This is a genomic window from Caballeronia pedi, assembly GCF_001544915.2.
Taxonomy (GTDB): domain Bacteria; phylum Pseudomonadota; class Gammaproteobacteria; order Burkholderiales; family Burkholderiaceae; genus Caballeronia; species Caballeronia pedi.
In genome coordinates, this window is sequence record NZ_FCOE02000035.1 from 1 (window position 1) to 17,268 (window position 17,268).

General features: G+C 63.2%; 14 protein-coding genes and 1 riboswitch. Of the genes, 6 read left to right on the top strand and 8 right to left on the bottom strand.

Going from position 1 to position 17,268, the window contains the following annotated elements; genetic code table 11:
* Window positions 1-612 precede the first annotated feature (612 nt).
* The 4 genes from AWB80_RS33060 (at window position 613) to AWB80_RS33075 (ending at window position 4,075) form a co-directional block, all read left to right on the top strand.
* Window positions 613-870 (top strand): hypothetical protein, encoded by a 258-nt coding sequence (locus tag AWB80_RS33060; protein WP_061178885.1) that lies wholly within the window; start codon window positions 613-615, stop codon window positions 868-870.
* 37 nt (window positions 871-907) lie between these two features.
* Entirely contained in the window at window positions 908-1,165 is a 258-nt protein-coding gene (locus AWB80_RS33065; protein WP_061178886.1) for a hypothetical protein, read from the top strand.
* A 159-nt stretch (window positions 1,166-1,324) separates the two neighbouring features.
* Entirely contained in the window at window positions 1,325-3,292 is a 1,968-nt protein-coding gene (locus tag AWB80_RS33070) for an alkyl/aryl-sulfatase (protein ID WP_061178887.1), read from the top strand.
* Between the two features lie 81 nt (window positions 3,293-3,373).
* Window positions 3,374-4,075, top strand: a complete 702-nt coding sequence (locus AWB80_RS33075; protein WP_061178939.1) for an SDR family NAD(P)-dependent oxidoreductase — start codon at window positions 3,374-3,376, stop codon at window positions 4,073-4,075.
* Between the two features lie 4 nt (window positions 4,076-4,079).
* On the opposite strand, the gene AWB80_RS33080 is transcribed toward AWB80_RS33075, so the two are convergent.
* On the bottom strand, window positions 4,080-5,057 hold the full coding sequence (locus AWB80_RS33080; protein WP_061178888.1) for a GlxA family transcriptional regulator: 978 nt from the start codon (window positions 5,055-5,057) through the stop codon (window positions 4,080-4,082).
* A 95-nt stretch (window positions 5,058-5,152) separates the two neighbouring features.
* On the opposite strand from AWB80_RS33080, the gene AWB80_RS33085 reads away from it, so the two are divergent.
* Window positions 5,153-5,875 carry a GNAT family N-acetyltransferase gene (locus AWB80_RS33085; RefSeq protein WP_061178889.1) on the top strand — a complete coding sequence of 241 codons (723 nt, stop codon included), beginning with the start codon at window positions 5,153-5,155 and terminating at the stop codon, window positions 5,873-5,875.
* On the opposite strand, the gene atzF is transcribed toward AWB80_RS33085, so the two are convergent.
* From atzF to AWB80_RS33120, 7 genes are all read right to left on the bottom strand, one after another.
* A complete protein-coding gene (gene atzF / locus AWB80_RS33090; protein WP_061178890.1) occupies window positions 5,829-7,628 on the bottom strand; it encodes an allophanate hydrolase in 1,800 nt (599 codons plus the stop codon). The genes AWB80_RS33085 and atzF overlap by 47 nt on opposite strands.
* Window positions 7,629-7,659: 31 nt before the next feature.
* Entirely contained in the window at window positions 7,660-11,241 is a 3,582-nt protein-coding gene (gene uca / locus AWB80_RS33095) for an urea carboxylase (protein WP_061178891.1), read from the bottom strand.
* Window positions 11,242-11,402: 161 nt separating this feature from the next.
* Window positions 11,403-12,047, bottom strand: coding sequence for an urea amidolyase associated protein UAAP2 (locus tag AWB80_RS33100; protein ID WP_061178892.1), 645 nt, complete (start codon window positions 12,045-12,047; stop codon window positions 11,403-11,405).
* Between the two features lie 13 nt (window positions 12,048-12,060).
* On the bottom strand, window positions 12,061-12,768 hold the full coding sequence (locus AWB80_RS33105; protein WP_061178893.1) for an urea amidolyase associated protein UAAP1: 708 nt from the start codon (window positions 12,766-12,768) through the stop codon (window positions 12,061-12,063).
* Between the two features lie 14 nt (window positions 12,769-12,782).
* Window positions 12,783-13,556: an ABC transporter ATP-binding protein gene (locus AWB80_RS33110; RefSeq protein ID WP_061178894.1), complete on the bottom strand. Its 774-nt coding sequence runs from the start codon at window positions 13,554-13,556 to the stop codon at window positions 12,783-12,785.
* Window positions 13,553-14,377, bottom strand: a complete 825-nt coding sequence (locus AWB80_RS33115; protein ID WP_061178940.1) for an ABC transporter permease — start codon at window positions 14,375-14,377, stop codon at window positions 13,553-13,555. The genes AWB80_RS33110 and AWB80_RS33115 overlap by 4 nt, the downstream gene beginning before the upstream one ends.
* Before the next feature lie 5 nt (window positions 14,378-14,382).
* Window positions 14,383-15,447 (bottom strand): putative urea ABC transporter substrate-binding protein, encoded by a 1,065-nt coding sequence (locus AWB80_RS33120; RefSeq protein ID WP_061178895.1) that lies wholly within the window; start codon window positions 15,445-15,447, stop codon window positions 14,383-14,385.
* 58 nt (window positions 15,448-15,505) lie between these two features.
* Window positions 15,506-15,614, bottom strand: a riboswitch (guanidine-I (ykkC/yxkD leader).
* 266 nt (window positions 15,615-15,880) lie between these two features.
* Here AWB80_RS33120 and glyA point away from each other — a divergent pair.
* Window positions 15,881-17,128: a serine hydroxymethyltransferase gene (gene glyA, locus AWB80_RS33125; protein ID WP_061178896.1), complete on the top strand. Its 1,248-nt coding sequence runs from the start codon at window positions 15,881-15,883 to the stop codon at window positions 17,126-17,128.
* Window positions 17,129-17,268 lie beyond the last annotated feature (140 nt).

Here is a 17,268-nt window from a genome sequence, read left to right on the forward strand (position 1 = left end):
TCGCCAGCCCGCAGACCAACGTCGCTCCGGTGACGCAAGTCGATGCCTCGACGCACACGAACGTCGATCTGACGAACATCACGAAGTCGCTCACGTCCGTTGGCAGCGTGCTCGAAGGCGTGAAGCTGTGAAGCATCGCCCTCGAAGGGGAGAAGGAACCGCGCCGGTTCCTTCTCCCCTTTTTCCTCTTCTCTCTGCCGCAAATCCCCTCTCCTTTCGCTGTTCTTTTCCCCGCTGCGGTTCGGCGGAGCGTCCGCGTCATCTCTTAAACATTTTGGATGCCGAATTATTTTTCTGATTTCGTCGCGCTTTCGCACGATGAAGCGGTGTGCCACTTCGTCTTCCCCGCTTCGGACTGATCGCGCATGTTCGCCGTCAACCGACAACTCCCGGTTTTCTGTCTTCCTCCGGCCAACTACCGTTACGGAAACGGAAGGCTGAACAGGCTCCATAAATTGCACGTCGAAATTATATTTCGCGTGAAAATCAACGCACTAGATTAACCGAACAGACCTTCCACCCTTGCCTGGCACGCCCCTCGCATATGTAGCTGCGAGCGCAACGAATGATGCTCAACCAACCACCACACCAGATATTCCCAGGAGCTACATCATGTTGAAGATCGACAACCTCGCAGTCAGCAAAGAACTCGGCCGTGCAGAAATGGGCGCTATCGTCGGCGGCGCGAGCATCTTCCAGAACAACGGCATCAACTCCAACTACAACGGCGGCTTCTCGTTCGCCAGCCCGCAGACCAACGTCGCTCCGGTGACGCAGGTCGATGCCTCGCAACACACCGACGTCGACGTGAAGAACATCACCAAGTCGCTCGCTACGGTCGGCAGCCTGCTCGGCGGCGTGGCGCTCTGATACCTCACTCACTCATTCAAGTCTCAGGAGAATCATCATGTTGAAGATCGAAAACCTCGCAGTCAGCAAAGAACTCGGCCGTGCAGAAATGGGCGCCATCGTCGGCGGCGCGAGTATCTTCCAGAACAACGGCATCAACTCCAACTCGGTGTCCGGCTTCTCGTTCGCCAGCCCGCAAATCAACGTCGCACCGGTGACTCAGGTCGACGCATCGCAATACACGAAGGTCGATCTGACGAACGTCACGAAATCGATCGACGCTATCGGCAGTCTCCTGCATGGCGTGAAGGTCTGAAGCAGCACCGTCGACAGGAGAAGGAACAATTGCGCTTCCTTCTCCTCTCACGAATCACTTGTCTCGGGTCCAATCAATAACAAGCTGCTTGAAAGTCGATGTAAGAAGTGATATCGCTTTGCGGATATTCATTGTGTGACACTCCGCAGAGGTGATTCGATGCGCACTGCAACGCTAATAGCGGGATTCTGTCTGCTGGCGTCCGCCGCCGCTCCTCTCGATGCACTGGCTCAAGCGCCCAAAGGCGCGACGGCCGCGACCATACAAGCGAACGACAAACTTCGTAGTTACCTCGATTTCAGCGACCGGCGTGATTTCGATGATTCACGACGCGGCTTCATTGCGGATCTCCCTAGCCCCGTAATAAAGGGACCAGCGGGTAACGTTGTTATCGATCTTTCGCAGTATGATTTTCTGAAATCAACGGCCGAGACACCCGCGACCGTCAATCCCAGTCTCTGGCGTCAGTCGCAAATCCTTGCGTCGCATGGCCTGTTCAAGGTTGTCGACGGCATTTATCAAGTCCGCAATATCGACCTCGCGAATATCACCTTCATACGCGGAAAAACGGGCTGGGTCGTCGTCGACGTGCTGACTTCAGCTGAAACCGCAAAAGCCGCCTATGACCTGATCAACGACAAAGTCGAGCGGCTTCCGATCACGGGTGTCATCTTCACTCATAGTCACGTCGATCACTTTGCGGGCATTCGCGGTATCGTCGACGAAAAGGATGTGCGCTCCGGAAAGATTCCCGTGGTGGCGCCGGACGGCTTCATGGAAGAAGCCGTCAGTGAGAACGTGTTTGCCGGCAACGTCATGAGCCGGCGCGCATCGTACATGTACGGCAACCTTTTGCCGAAAGACCCGCGCGGCAATGTCGGCGGTGGTCTCGGCCTGACTACGGGCGCCGGGACGATCACCTTGTTCGAACCGAGCAATCTGATCAGGAAGACCGGCGATAAAATGTCGATCGACGGTGTCGATATCGTGTTTCAGATGGCCCCCGGCACCGAAGCGCCAGCGGAGATGATGTTTTATTTCCCTCAGTTCAAGGCAATCGATCTGGCCGAAGACGGCAATCACACCTTGCATAACATCCTGACGCTACGCGGCGCGAAAGTGCGAAGCGCGCAGAAATGGGCGTATTACCTCGATCAGACCATCGATCTCTGGGGCAGCGATGCGCAGGTCTCGTTCGGCAGTCACCATTGGCCACAGTGGGGTAATGATCGCGTGGTCGAGCATCTGAAAAAGCAGCGCGATCTCTACAAGTACATCAATGACCAGACGCTGCGCATGGCGAATCAAGGCCTCACCATGCACGAAGTCGCGGAGCAGTTCGTGTTGCCCGATTCGCTTGCAAAGGAATTCTATAACCGGGGCTATTACGGCAACCTGAAACACAACGTGCGCGCGACCTATCAGCTTTATCTCGGATGGTGGGACGGCAACCCGGCCGACTTCGATCCTTTGCCGCCAACTGACGAAGCAAAGAAATACGTCGAATTGATCGGGGCCGACAAGATACTCGCCAATGCGCGCGACGCATTCGCCAAGGGCGATTACCGTTGGGCGGCGACGATCACCAACAAGCTCGTATTCGCTCAGCCGAATAATCAGGCAGCGAGGCAGCTCGAAGCAGACGCGCTCGAACAACTCGGCTATCAGGCCGAATCAGGCCCGGCGCGCAACTTCTATTTGAGCGGCGCGCAGGAACTGCGCGGCGGCGTGAAAAAAATGGCGACGCCAAATACCTCGTCTCCCGACATCATTCGAGGCATGACCACTGAAATGTTCCTCGACTTCCTCGCGATCCACCTCAACGGACCGCGCGCCGGCGACAAACATTACGCCTTCAACGTCAATTTTCCGGACATCAAGGAAAACTATTCTCTGACCGTCGAAGACGGTGTGATGAATTATGGCAAGGGCAAGACGCTTCAGAATGCCGATGCGACGATCACGCTCGATCGAACGACGCTGGATGATATCGCCCTGGGCAAGCTGAAGCTCGGTAATCTCGCCGATAGCGGCCAGGTGAAGATCGACGGCGATCGTCAGAAGTTCAACGACATGCTGGCGCTGTTCGACAAGTTCGATTTCTGGTTCACGATCAGCGAACCCTGATCGATTGAGCGATTGATCGATTGCGCGCCGATTTCGCGCCGCGGTTATCATCGGCTTCGTCTCCCTTCCGAGCGTGACGCCATGAGCACTCTTCCTTACCGCAGCGCCCTCATCATCGGTGCCGGACCCGGCATCAGCGGCGCGCTCACGCGGCGTTTGCGCGCCGAAAACATTCCGGTCGTCATCGCCGCGCGCAACGTCGACAAGCTGTCGGCGCTGGTCGATGAAACCGGCGCCATCGCGCTGCCCGTCGATGCGTCGGATGCCGGCGAGATAGAAGCGCTCTTCGCCGAAACCGATGCCCGCATCGGCGCGCCCGAGATCGTGATCTACAACGCGAGCGGACGCGTGCGCGGCCCCATCGCCGAACTCGATGCGGCGGAAGTCGGCAAGGCGCTCGCCGTGACCGCGCTCGGCGCGTTCTACGCGGTCCAGCAGGCGGCCAGACGCATGATTCCCGCAGCGAAGGGCGCGATCCTGTTGACGGGCGCGACCGCGGGTGTGAAAGGCTTCGCGCTGTCCGCGCCGTTCGCGATGGGCAAGTTCGCTCTGCGCGGCCTCGCGCAGAGCGCCGCGCGCGAACTGATGCCGAAGGGTATTCATGTCGCGCACTTCGTCATCGACGGCGGCGTGCGCGCCGCGCATCGCGCCGATCCGGCGGACGCGCCCGACAGCACGCTCGACCCCGATGCGATCGCGCAGAGTTATATCGATGTGCTGCGTCAGCATCGCAGCGCGTGGACATCGGAAATCGAACTGCGGCCGTGGGTGGAGAAGTTCTGAGGCGTCACATCGCCTCAGCGCCGCCCGACCGTATCTCCTTCACGCCGCGCCCGAGCCGCCGACGCAACAGGGTGCGCAGCGTCGCGCCGTCGACATAACCCACTTCGGCGGCGATGGCTTCGATATCGAGCCGGCTCGTGCGCAGCAGATGCACGGCCCGCTCGACGCGCAGATCCTGGAAATACGACAGCGGCGACTTGCCGAGCACGGCCTCGATGCGGCGTTGCAGCGTGCGCGTGCTGGTGGCGAGCGCATGCGCGGCGGCATCGAGCGAAAAGCCCTGTGCCAGCCGCGCGCGCGCCCAGCGCTCGAAGCGCTCGACCATCGGGTCCGCGCGCGCCAGATGATCCGGAATCATGTACGGCGCCTGCGAAGGCCGCGCATCGACCAGCAGATAGCGCGCGACCGTCGCCGCGAGCGCGGGACTCGTCTGATTCATCAGCCAGAGCGCGAGATCGAGATGGCCCATCGCGGCGCCCGCCGTCGCGAACTCGCCCGACGGCACCAGCATGCGCGCGCTGTCCAGACGCACCGCCGGATAGCGCTGCCGAAACAACGGCGCGAGCCACCAGCTCGTGGTCGCCTCGTGATCGTCCAGCAGACCGGATTCCGCCAGCACGAAGGTGCCGATGCACGCCGCCGCGATCTTCACGCCGTCCGCGTGATGGTGCGCGAGCAGCTCCATCGCGTCGATCACATCGCGGCGCGCGAGCGCCGGCAGCAATTGCGCGGGCATCTTGGTGCCGGGCGCCGGCACGATCAGCCAGTCGGGGCGCGTCATCGCGCTCGCAGGTTTGACCGGGACGCGCATGCCGAGCGCGGTGCGCACGTCGCGCCGCATGCCGATCAGTTCGATCTCGAAGCGCGGACTGGTGTCGGGCTCCGACATCGCGGCCAGTTCGTTCGCGGTGGTGAACGCGTCGAGCACGGCGCAGAGCGCGGTGTCGAATACGCCGTCGAGGGCGAGAACCGTGAGTCGCATGGCGTAAATGATTCTAAAAATGTCATTTCCGACAATAGCCCCGACCGCGCCTTCTGTCTACAGTGACTCACATTCCCCGATCCAAGGAACCGTCAATGACTTCGCCACAACACGCCCTCGACCGTCCGATCTGGACCGCGCTCACCACGAAGCAGCGCCATCTCGGCCAGGGCGACACGCTCGCGCGGCGCTTTCATCCCGATGTCGCGCCGTTCGCGGCGATCGCGGCGGAAACGCCGGAGGCCTGGCGCGCGCTGCACACGCTGTTGCAGCCGCACGAGCAGGTCGCCATTCTGTCGTCGGATGCGCTCGAGAGCATCGATGCATTGCAGGCAAAGCGCGTCGGCACGATTCATCAGATGATCGCGACGCAGCCCTTCACGCACAGCACGGACGACAGCGACGTGATCCGTCTCGGCACGGCCGATGTGGACGACATGCTCGCGCTCGTGCAAAGAACGCGGCCCGGCCCGTTCGGCAAGCGCACTCACGAGATGGGCCGGTACATCGGGATTCGCGAGCACGGGCAGCTCATCGCGATGGCGGGCGAACGCATGTGTATCGACGGTTATGTGGAAATCAGCGCCGTATGCGTGAATGAACGCAGTCGCGGACGCGGGCTCTCCGGCAGGCTCATGAACATCCTGCGCAGGGAAATCGGGCTACGCGGCGCGACGCCGTTCCTGCACGTGTTCAGTCACAACGAAAGCGCGATCGGCGTGTACGAGCGGCTCGGCTTCGAACTGCGCCACGCGTTCGCGCTCACGCAGGTCATGCATGCCGATCCAGCCACGCCCGCCAGCCGCCATATCGCGTGATATCGACAGCGCCTTCGAGCGCATACGCCTCGCACACGAAGCCGGTTTCCCAGCGTCCATCCGCGAGCTCGACCTTGCCGAGCCCGAGCGGCGCGGAAATGCCCGCGAGGAACGAGCCGACCTCCGCGCCCGGCATCTCCCACACTTCGACCGCGATCTCTGCGCCGTTCGCTTCATCGCGCATCATGCCGGGCCGCGCGATCGCACCGCCCGCGAGCGCGTACAGCCGATAACGCGGCGCGCTCGCCGTCGCTTCGACGAGGCGCGCGCCACGCGCGGTCAACTGCCCGTTCAGCGGCAAACCCGCGAGATGCGCGCCGCACACGACGAGCTTCATGCGGTCGCCGCGCGCGGCGTGCGCGGGCGCATCGGTGTTCTGCGACGCACCGCCGACGAGCGGCACGGCGAGTCTGCGATGCAGCGCATCGGCGACGCTCAGAAGGTATTGATCGGTGAAGGCGCGGCCGAACAGCGTCACGCCCCACGGCAGGCCGTTGCGCATGAATCCCGCGGGCGTCGCGGCGGCGGCGTAATCGAGCAGGTTCATGAAATTCGTGTAATGCCCGAGCAATGAGTTCGCGCCGATCGGATCGCGCTCCAGTTCGGCGAGCGTGACCGGGCGCGGGATCGATGGCGTCAGCACGCAATCGAGATCCGCGAGACCCGCGTCGCAACGCTGCTTCAACGCCTGCAATCTGTACTGCGCGCGGAACGCATCGACGGCTGTCGTGCCGGGCGCTTTCGCGAGCACATCGCGGATCACGGGCAGCACGGCATCCGGCTGCGCTTCCAGCAGCGCGCCCGCGACGCTATACCGTTCGGCGACCCACGGCCCTTCGTAGAGCAAATGCGCCGCTTCGATGAACGGCGCGAAGTCGATGTCGACCGCCTCGCCGCCGATCGCTTCGAGCGCCGCGCGCGCACCGGCAAAGAGCGCGGGGCTTTCAGCGCAACCGGCGAATTCGAGCTGGCGCGGCACGCCGAAACGAAAGCGCGCGACCTTGCCGAACGCCGCACCATCGTTCCATTGCGGATTCGCGCGGCTGTAGGCGTCGGCGGGATCGTGGCCTGCCGTGAGCGCGAGCAGCGTGCTCGCCTCGCTCGCGGTCGCCGTGAAATACGTCACGCAATCGAGCGTGCGGCACGCGGGCACGACGCCCGCCGTCGAGAGCAGGCCCTTCGTCCCCTTCATGCCGAAGAGATTGTTCAACGCGGCGGGCACGCGGCCCGAGCCGGCCGTATCGGTGCCGAGCGCGAAGCTCGCGACACCGAGCGCGACAGCCAGCGACGATCCCGCGCTCGACCCGCCCGACGGATAGTCGGCCAGCACACTGTTGCGGCACTTGCCGTAAGGCGAGCGCGTGCCGTTCAGGCCGGTCGCGAACTGGTCCAGATTCGTCTTGCCGATGGGCACCGCGCCGAGCGCGATCAGGCGCGCGACGAGCGTCGCCGACTCGTTCGGCGTGTAGGCGAACGCGGGACACGCGGCGGTCGTCGGCACGCCCGCGAGATCGATGTTGTCCTTGATCGCGAACGGCACGCCGTAGAGCGGCAGCGAATCGATATCGCGTGCGTCGAGCGCGGCGAGCCAAGGTTCGATTTCGTCATCGCTCAGCAGATGAATGAAAAGCCGATAGTCGGGGTTGAGCATCGCGGCACGCGCGCGCAACGTGCCGATCAGCGCGCGCGGCGTCGCGCGGCCTTCGCGATACGCGGCGCGCAAGGCGGAAAGACGCAGGTCGAATGAATCCATGTCCGATGATTCCTTGTTGGTATGAAGTGCGTCACGCGCGCTGTTCGATCACGGCGACGCGCTGTCCCGCGCGCACCGACGCGCCCGGCGCGACATGAATCTCGCCGACAGTGCCCGCGCACGGCGCGATGACGGATATCTCCATCTTCATCGATTCGATGACGACGAGCACGTCGCCCGCTTCGACGCTCGCGCCACGTTCGACGCGCACCTGCCACAGATTGCCCGCGATCTCGCTGTCGACGGCGATCTGGCCATCGGCGAGCGGCGCGATGTCGGCTTCGGCGGCAACGGGCGCGTCGAGTGCGGTTTCATCGCTGCCCGCTTCGTGCCAGCGCTGGCGCTCCGCTTCGAACGCCTCTTGCTGATGCGCGCGAAACTGCGCGATGTCATTCGATTCGCGATCGAGAAACGCCTGATAGTCCGCGAGAGACAACTCCGTCTCCTCGATCTTCAACGGATAGCGTCCGAGCGGAAACGTCTCGCGGATGCGCAGCAGTTCATCGGCGGAGACTTCGTAGAAGCGGATCTGATCGAAGAAGCGCAACAGATACGGACGGCCCGCGAAATCCGCGACTTCGCGATAGCGGTTCCACATCTGCAACGTGCGTCCGACGAACTGATATCCTCCCGGCCCTTCCATGCCGTACACGCACAGATACGCGCCGCCGATGCCGACCGAGTTCTCCGCCGTCCACGTGCGCGCCGGGTTGTACTTCGTCGTCACCAGGCGATGGCGTGGATCGAGCGGCGTCGCGACCGGCGCGCCGAGATAGACATCGCCGAGGCCCATCACGAGATAGCTCGCATCGAAAACGACGCGCTTCACGTCATCGATCGAATCGAACCCGTTGATGCGGCGAATGAACTCCAGATTGCTCGGGCACCACGGCGCGTCCTTGCGCACGGTGGTCATGTATTTGTCGATGGCGAGCCGGCACGCGGGATCGTCCCACGACAGCGGCAGATGCACGACGCGCGAAGGCACGCGCAAATCCTTTTGCAGCAGCACGCTGCCCCAGGTCTTCGCGACATGGCCGAGCAAGCTATCGAGCGGCAATCGTTCCGGCTGATAGTGAATCTGCAGCGAACGGATGCCGGGCGTCAGATCGACGACGCCGGGCAACTGCAACGCTTCGAGCGATTGCATCAGCGCGTGTCCGCGAAAGCGCAGCACGAGATCGAGTTCGGGCGGTCCGATTTCGAGCAGCAGATGCGTGTCGCCCGAAAGACGCGCGACGAGCCGTTCGTCGCCTTCGCCGATGTTCAATACGATCGGCGATTGCAACGGCGCCACGCATGCAGCGGTCGCGCTCGCTGGCCACGCCACCGCCGACGCACGCGCGCTGGCGATATCGACGGGCACGAAGCGCACCTTGTCGCCCGCCTTCAACTGGCCGATGCGCCACAGGTCCGCTTCGATCACCGTGACGGGACAGACGAAACCGCCAAGGCTCGGCCCGTCCGGTCCGAGAATGACGGGCATGTCGCCGGTGAAATCGATCGCGCCGACGGCATACGGATTATCGTGAATGTTCGACGGATGCAGGCCCGCTTCGCCGCCATCGGCGCGCGCCCATTCCGGCTTCGGACCGATGAGGCGCACGCCCGTGCGGCTCGAATTGAAATGGACTTCCCAGTCGGTCTCGAAGAAGCGTTCGATATAGCTTTCGCTGAAGTATTCAGGTGCGCCGTGCGGGCCGTAGATCACCCGCAGCACGCGCACATCGTCCAGACGCTGCGCGAGCGAATCGGGCAAGCGCGCGCCCGCTTCGCGATCCGACAGCGCGTGAAGATGCAGCACATCGCCCGCACGCAATGCGCGGCCGCCGTGGCCGCCGAACTGGCCGAGCGTGAACGTGCTGCGGCTGCCGAGATAGCGCGCGACATCCAGCCCGTCGCGCACGCAAAGATACGCGCGCGCGCCCGCGCCGCGAATCGCGCCGAGCGCGAGCGTCGAGCCTGCAGCGACGAAGAGCGTCGCGTTCATCGGTTGCGCGATGTCGTCGAGCATGACGGACAGCGTCGCGCCGGTCACCGCGATCACGGCGTCGGTGTTGAAGCGCAGCGTCGGACCGCTCATGGTGATTTCGAGCGCGGCGGCATCGCAGGCGTTGTTGAGCAGGCGATTGCCGAGGCGCAGCGCGCGATCGTCCATCGGGCCCGAAGGCGGCACGCCCACGGCCCAGTAACCCTGGCGGCCCGGATAGTCCTGCACGGTCGTCTGCGTGCCGCCGCTCAGCACTTCGACTGTCGATGCGCGATAACGCAAGCCTTCGAGACAGCGCGTCCACGGATGGCCGCTTGCGAACGGCGTGTCCGCGAGTATCTGCCGCAGATAGCCGCAATTCGTTTCGACGCCGTAGATGCGCGTCGCGTCCAGCGCGGCGTCGAGCGCATGGCGCGCCGCATCGCGCGTCGGTTGCCACGCGATCAGCTTCGCGAGCATCGGATCGAACCACGGCGGCACTTCGCAGCCGGCGTCGATCCATGTATCGATGCGCAGCGCGCGGCCATCGGCGCCGGGAAACGACACGTCCGTCAGCAGCCCCGGGCAGGGCTTGAAATCGCGGCCCGGATCTTCTGCGTAAAGACGCGCCTGAATCGCGTGGCCTTGCGGCTTCAGATCGCGAGAAAGCAGATCGAGCGAGGGCAATGTGTCCGCTGCGAGTTCGATCATCCAGCGCACCAGATCCACGCCCCAGACCTGCTCCGTCACGCCGTGCTCGACCTGCAAACGCGTGTTCACTTCGAGGAAATAGAAGCGCGCGGCGTCGCTGTCGTAGACGAACTCGACCGTGCCCGCCGAGCGATACGACACCGCCTGCGCAAGGCGGATCGCGGCGTCGCAGAGCGCGGCCTCCATGCCTTCGGGCAGATTCGGCGCGGGCGTTTCTTCGAGCACTTTCTGGTTGCGCCGCTGCACGGAACAGTCGCGCACGCCGAGCGCGATGGCCACGCCCTTGCCATCGCCGAACATCTGCACTTCGAGATGGCGCGCGCGCTCGATGTACTTCTCGATGAACACGCCCGCATCGCTGAAATTGTTCTGCCCGAGACGCCTGACGATATCGAACTGCGCGGCGAGTTCATCGGCGGAGCGGCACACGCGCATGCCGATGCCGCCGCCGCCCGCCGTGCTTTTCAGCATCACCGGATAACCGATGTGCTGCGCCGCGTTCAGCGCGGCGTCGATGTCGTCGAGCAGGCCCGTGCCTTCGAGCATCGGCACGCCCTGTTCGGCGGCGATCGTGCGCGCCGTGTGCTTCAGGCCGAAGGCGCGCAATTGCGCGGGCGTCGGTCCGATGAACGCAATGCCGGCCGCGTCGCACGCTTCGGCGAACGCGGCATTCTCCGACAGAAAGCCGTAGCCCGGATGAATCGCCTGCACGCCTTGTTCGCGCGCGATGGCGAGAATCTTCGCGATGTCGAGATACGTGACGCTCGCGGCGCCGTCGCCGAGACTGCACGCGGTATCGGCGAGACTGACGTGGCGGCTCGCGCGATCCGCTTCGCTATAGACGGCGACGCCTTGAACGTCGACCGCGCGCAGCGTGCGCAGAATGCGGCAGGCGATCGCGCCGCGATTCGCGATAAGAACTTTGTCGAACATGAGTGGATGTTCAATGCGTGGGCGGGCCGTCCCGCCACGTGAGCATGCATGCCGGGGTCGTCCCCGGCAGGTCGGCGTTCAGTGTTTTAAACGACGATCCATTGAAAGCAGACGTTGCGCGCGTGCTTTCATCAGCGTGTAGAGCCAGCGGCGGAAAGTGTTCAGTTCCATATCGTCAGCTCCGCCGGAGTCGGGTTATACGCATTGCACGGATTGTTCAGTTGCGGACAGTTCGAGATCAGCACGATCACGTCCATCTCCGCGCGCAACTCCACGTATTTGCCCGCGCCGGAAATGCCGTCCTCGAACGTGAGACCGCCTTCGGACGTCACCGGCACGTTCATGAAGAAGTTGATGTTCGCGGCGATGTCGCGCTTGGAAAGCCGCCCGTCGTGCGCACAGGCGCGCAAATAGTTGTCCCTGCAACTGTGCATATAGCGCTTCTCCAGCGCGTAGCGGACCGTGTTGCTTTCCTGCGCGCACGCGCCGCCGAGCGTGTCGTGCCGCCCGCACGTATCCGCGACGATCGTCAGCAGCGGATTGCCGAGATTCGAATAGAGCACGGTGCCCGTCGTCAGATAGAGGCTTTGCTGGCGGCGCAGCGTGCGTTGCGCGTCGTAGCGCTCGCGCGGATCGGCTGCGCTATAGAAGAGCGTGTCGATAGCCTGATTGCCTTCGACGTCGCGAATGCGCAGCGTGTGGCCCGCCTTCAGCTCCTTGAGCCACGGTTCGCCTGCGGGCAAGGTCTCGCGAAAGATCGCGTCGGCTACGTCGCGCGAGCTGGCCGTGAGTGTGGATGTCGTCATGCGCGTCCCTCGCTCAGAGATAGAATCGTTCGGTGTTGATGAAGCCGCGCGTGTTTTCATCGCACGAGGTGCGGCAAATTTCCGCGACTGTCGCGCTCGCGTGGCTCAATGCGAGCTTCACCGGCTTCGGCGCGTATTCGGGATTCGGGTCGAGCGGATGCTGGATCGCGGTGAGCACGACAAGCGTGTTCATCGGCGCACACAGTTCGATGAAGTCGCCCGCTTGCGAATTGCCCTGAACGAAGTTCAACGCGCCCGCTTCCGTCACATCGACGCGGCTGAACAGATTCAGCGTCATCATCAAATCCGCGATGCCGAGTCCCCACTTGCCGAGTTCGACGAGCAGGTTATCCGTGCCGTTGCGATAGAACGCGTTGCGCAATTCCTGATAGCGACCCTCGCCGTACTTCTCGAACACTTCCGCCGCATTCGATACTCCGGCGAGGCTGTCATGCCATCCGCACGTATCCGCGACGATCGCGGCGAGCACGCGGCCCATGTCGGAATAGAGGCAATGTCCGCGCGTCAGCTTCGCGGTGTGCTGACACTTGAGCGTGTCGGGAAGGTTCAGGCGTTCGCTCTTTTCAGCGGCATTGAAAAGCAGCATGGCGACATTCGCGCCGCCGCGCACATCGGTGATGCGCAGCAACTGGCCGCGCTTCACGATCAGCGACGCATGGCCGCCGCCGGGAATCGTTTCTTCGAGCAGGGTTTCGTTCATGTGTGAGGGTCCTTTCAAACGGGCACGGCGAGCAATGGCGGAATCTCCGTCGCCGTATGCGATTCGCGCGCGCCGTTGCGTTCGAGGGGAATGTCGTAAGTGATGCGCGCGCCGTACGCCTGCGGCGCTTGCGGGTCGATACGTACCTTGTCGAACACGAGCACGCGGCTGCCGAGCGTGAAGCCTTCCTTCAGGTCGTGCGTGACCATGAAGACCGTCAGCTTCGCTTCACGCCAGAGGCCGGTCAGCAGTTCGTGCATGTCGCGGCGGATGCCCGGATCGAGCGCGCCGAAAGGTTCGTCCAGCAACAGCACGCGCGGCTTCATCACGAGCGCCTGCGCGAGTGCGAGGCGCTGCTGCATGCCGCCCGAGAGTTGATGCGGATACTTGTCGAGCGAATCGGCGAGGCCGACGCGCGCGAGCATCGCGACGGCTTCATCGCGTGCAAGCCGCCTGCGCGCGCCGAACAACCGTCCCGTAAAACGCGCATGCGGCAGTTCGAGCCCGAGCATCACGTTGCGCAGCACGGTCAGATGCGGGAACACCGAATAACGCTGGAACACGACGCCGCGATGCGCGTCGGGCTCGCCCGGCAACGGCTCGCCGTCGAGCAGGATCTCGCCGCGCGTCGGGCGTTCCTGACCGAGCAGCATGCGCAGAAAGGTCGACTTGCCGCAGCCCGATGCGCCGACCATCGAACAGAACTCGCCTTGCGCGATGCGTAGATTGAGCCGCTCCAGCACGACCTGATCGTCGTACTGCTTCCACAGGTTGCGGATCTCGATCATGCGCGGCCTCCGCGACCTTCCTGATACCAGGGGAACGCCCATTGCGTGAGACGGCGCAGCGCTTCGTCGATCAGCCACGCGAGCAGCGTGATCCACGCGACGTACGGCAGGATCACATCCATCGCGAGATAGCGGCGCACGAGAAAGATGCGATAGCCGAGACCGTCCGTCGAGGCGATCGCTTCCGCCGCGATCAGGAACAGCCACGCGGAACACAACGCGAGCCGCAGCGCGATCAGAAGACGCGGCAGCAATTGCGGCACGATCACGCGCAGAATCAGCGTCCAGCTCGATGCGCCGAGCGTTTGCGCCTTGACCCACAGTTCCTCGGGAATCTCACGCGTGCGCTGTTGCAGATCGCGGATCATCATCGGCGTGATGCCGATCACGATCAGCACGACCTTCGACAGTTCATCGAGACCGAACACGATGAAGAGAATCGGCAGAACGGCGAGCGGCGGGATCATCGATATGACCGTGATGAACGGCGACAGCGTCGCCCCCGCGAGCGGAATCGCGCCCGTCACGATGCCGAACACGAGCGCGATGGCCGCGCTCGCGGCGAGCCCGATGCCGAGCCGCTTCATGCTCGATAACGTGTCGCTCAGCATCAGGTATTCGCCGGTGCGCTTGTCTTCGGTGAACGCGTATTCGTCGAGCGCGCTCTTCATCTGCGCGGCGGACGGCAACAGCTTGTCGTCGGGGTTCGCCTGCAGGCGCAGCGACGAGCCGGTGAAGTACACCGCGACGAGCACGATGAACGGTAGCAGCAACAGCATCAGACTGCCGGTGCGGCCGGGATGACGGTTGATGAGCCGCATGGCGTTCACAGCTTGCCTTGCGCGGCCATGCGCACGTACGTCGGATCGAAGCGCAGCTTCAGATTGCTCTTGCTGCCGACGATCACGTTGTTGTCGAACGCCATGCCGACCGCGCCCGCGTTCGGCGCGCCCTTGCCGAGCAGGCCGTGATCGAACGAGAACTGCGCGACGCGCGTCATGATCTTCGGCATGTCCGGGCTCGTCGCGAAGTCGAGCGCCTGTTGCGGCGTGTAGAAGAGCGCGGTGGTCGAGAGCTGCGACTTGTAGCCGGAGAGGTCGGTGCCCGATGCCTTCGCCATCGAACTGAGCGCGGCTGCGCTTTCGGTGGAATTGCCGTGCATCGTCTGCATGATCTCGAACCATGCGCCGGTCAGTGCCTTGCCGAGCGCTGGGTTGTCGTGCAGCGTCTTCGTGTTGACGACCATCATGTCCATGATCTCGCCCGGAATGCGGCTCGAATCGAACACCTGCGTGACGTTGGGCTTCGCCTTCAGGTCGGCGAGCATCGGGTTCCAGGTGACGGCGTTGTGCACGGCGGGCGTCGCGAACGCGCCTGAAATATCGGCATCCGAAGTATTGACGGTCTTGATGTCGCGTTCGCTCATGCCCGCCGATTCGAGCGCGCGCGCCAGCAGATAGTGCGAAACCGAAAGCTCGACGAGATTGACGGACTGGCCCTTCAGATCGGCGACCTTCTTGCCCGCGCCCTTGACGAGCACGCCGTCGTTGCCGTTCGAGTAATCGCTGACGATCAACGCCGTGCTGTCCACGCCGCCTGTCGCCGGAATGGTGAGCGCGTCCATGTTGGTCATCGCGCAGCCGTCGAACTTGCCGGCGGTGTATTGATTGATCGATTCGATGTAGTCGTTGAGCTGCACGACATCGACATTGATGCCGTACTTCTTCGCCCATTTGGACATGATGCCCTGCGTCTTCGCGTAGCCCCACGGCATCCAGCCGGCGTAGATGGTCCAGCAGACCTTGAAGTCCTTGCGGGCCTGGGCGTACGAGGGTGCGGAAAAGCACAGGGAGAGAGCGACGGCGGCTGCGGCGAGAAAGCGGACGCGCATGAGGTTGACCTCGCAGTAAGCGGTTATCGACGGCAGGAGCGGCGCGACGCATCGCGTTCTCTCCCGGGCTTTTGTCCCGCCGTGTAACCTCGCTTGAGGTCGACAACTCTCGGACCAGCATCGCGCATCGGACATCGATGCGGACCGGAACCCTAGTCGTCCATTTCCAGATTGTGACTGCCACTCCTGAAAACGCTTAATGCGATAAGCGTGCCAAGCCTGTAATTACGCGGGTTCGCCGGCGTGGACGCGGATTCGTGCACAGATACGAAGCGCGCCGCGCGATGCGCCTACGCACGGCCGCACCAAACGGGTGCCCGCATTCCAGCGGAATGTCGCAATTCTTCTATCCGCGCGCGCCGGCTTTCGATGGAATACGGGACAGTCACGCGTTCCCGCAGCAATCCGCTTTCCTCTCACTTGGGTAACCATCATGTTCAGTCGCGCAGCCAGCACCGTTGAAAACGTCGATCCGGAACTCTGGGCCGCCATCACCGATGAAAACCGCCGTCAGGAAGATCACATCGAGCTGATCGCGTCGGAGAACTACACCAGCCCGGCGGTCATGGCCGCGCAAGGCTCGCAGCTCACCAACAAGTACGCAGAAGGCTATCCGGGCAAGCGTTACTACGGCGGTTGCGAATACGTCGATGTGGTCGAGCAACTCGCCATCGACCGCGTGAAGCAACTGTTCGGCGCCGAAGCCGCGAACGTGCAGCCGAATTCCGGCTCGCAGGCGAACCAGGGCGTGTTCTTCGCGATGCTCAAGCCCGGCGACACCATCATGGGCCTGAGCCTCGCGCACGGCGGTCACCTCACGCACGGCTCGCCGGTCAACATGTCGGGCAAGTGGTTCAACGTGGTGAGCTATGGCCTGACCGAAGCCGAGGATATCGATTACGACGCGGCCGAGCAGCTCGCGAACGAGCACAAGCCGAAGCTGATCGTCGCGGGCGCGTCGGCGTTTGCGTTGCGCATCGATTTCGAGCGGCTCGCGAAGATCGCGAAGAACGTCGGCGCGTATCTGATGGTCGACATGGCGCACTATGCGGGTCTCATCGCGGCGGGCGTGTATCCGAATCCGGTGCCGCATGCGGACTTCGTCACCACGACGACGCACAAGAGCCTGCGCGGCCCGCGCGGCGGCGTGATCCTGATGAAGGCGGAGTATGAGAAGCAGATCAATTCCGCGATCTTCCCCGGGATTCAGGGCGGCCCGCTGATGCATGTGATCGCGGCAAAGGCCGTTGCGTTCAAGGAAGCGTTGTCGCCGGAGTTCAAGACGTATCAGCAGCAAGTCGTCGATAACGCGCGCGTGCTTGCTGAAACGCTTGTGAAGCGCGGCTTGCGGATCGTGTCGGGTCATACCGAAAGCCATGTGATGCTCGTCGATCTGCGTGCGAAGAAGATCACCGGCAAGGCTGCTGAAGCCGCGCTCGGCGCCGCGCATATCACGGTCAACAAGAATGCGATTCCCAATGATCCGGAAAAGCCGTTCGTCACGAGTGGCATCCGTCTTGGCTCGCCCGCGATGACGACGCGCGGCTTCGGCGTGAAGGAAGCGGAGATCGTCGGTAATCTGATCGCCGATGTGCTGGAAAGCCCGGAAGATGCGGGGAATCTGGAACGTGTTCGCGAACAGGTCGCCGAGCTGACGAAGCGTTTTCCTGTGTACGGTTGAGGTTTCGCCGGATCCCGTTAGCGTGTAGGTTTGTTAGCGTTGCCCCTGTGCGGGGCAACGCTAATCGACCAACGCGAACACGGGATCCGGCGACAAGCTTGAAATCAACTCTCGCACCACCCAACTACATCCGCCTCATC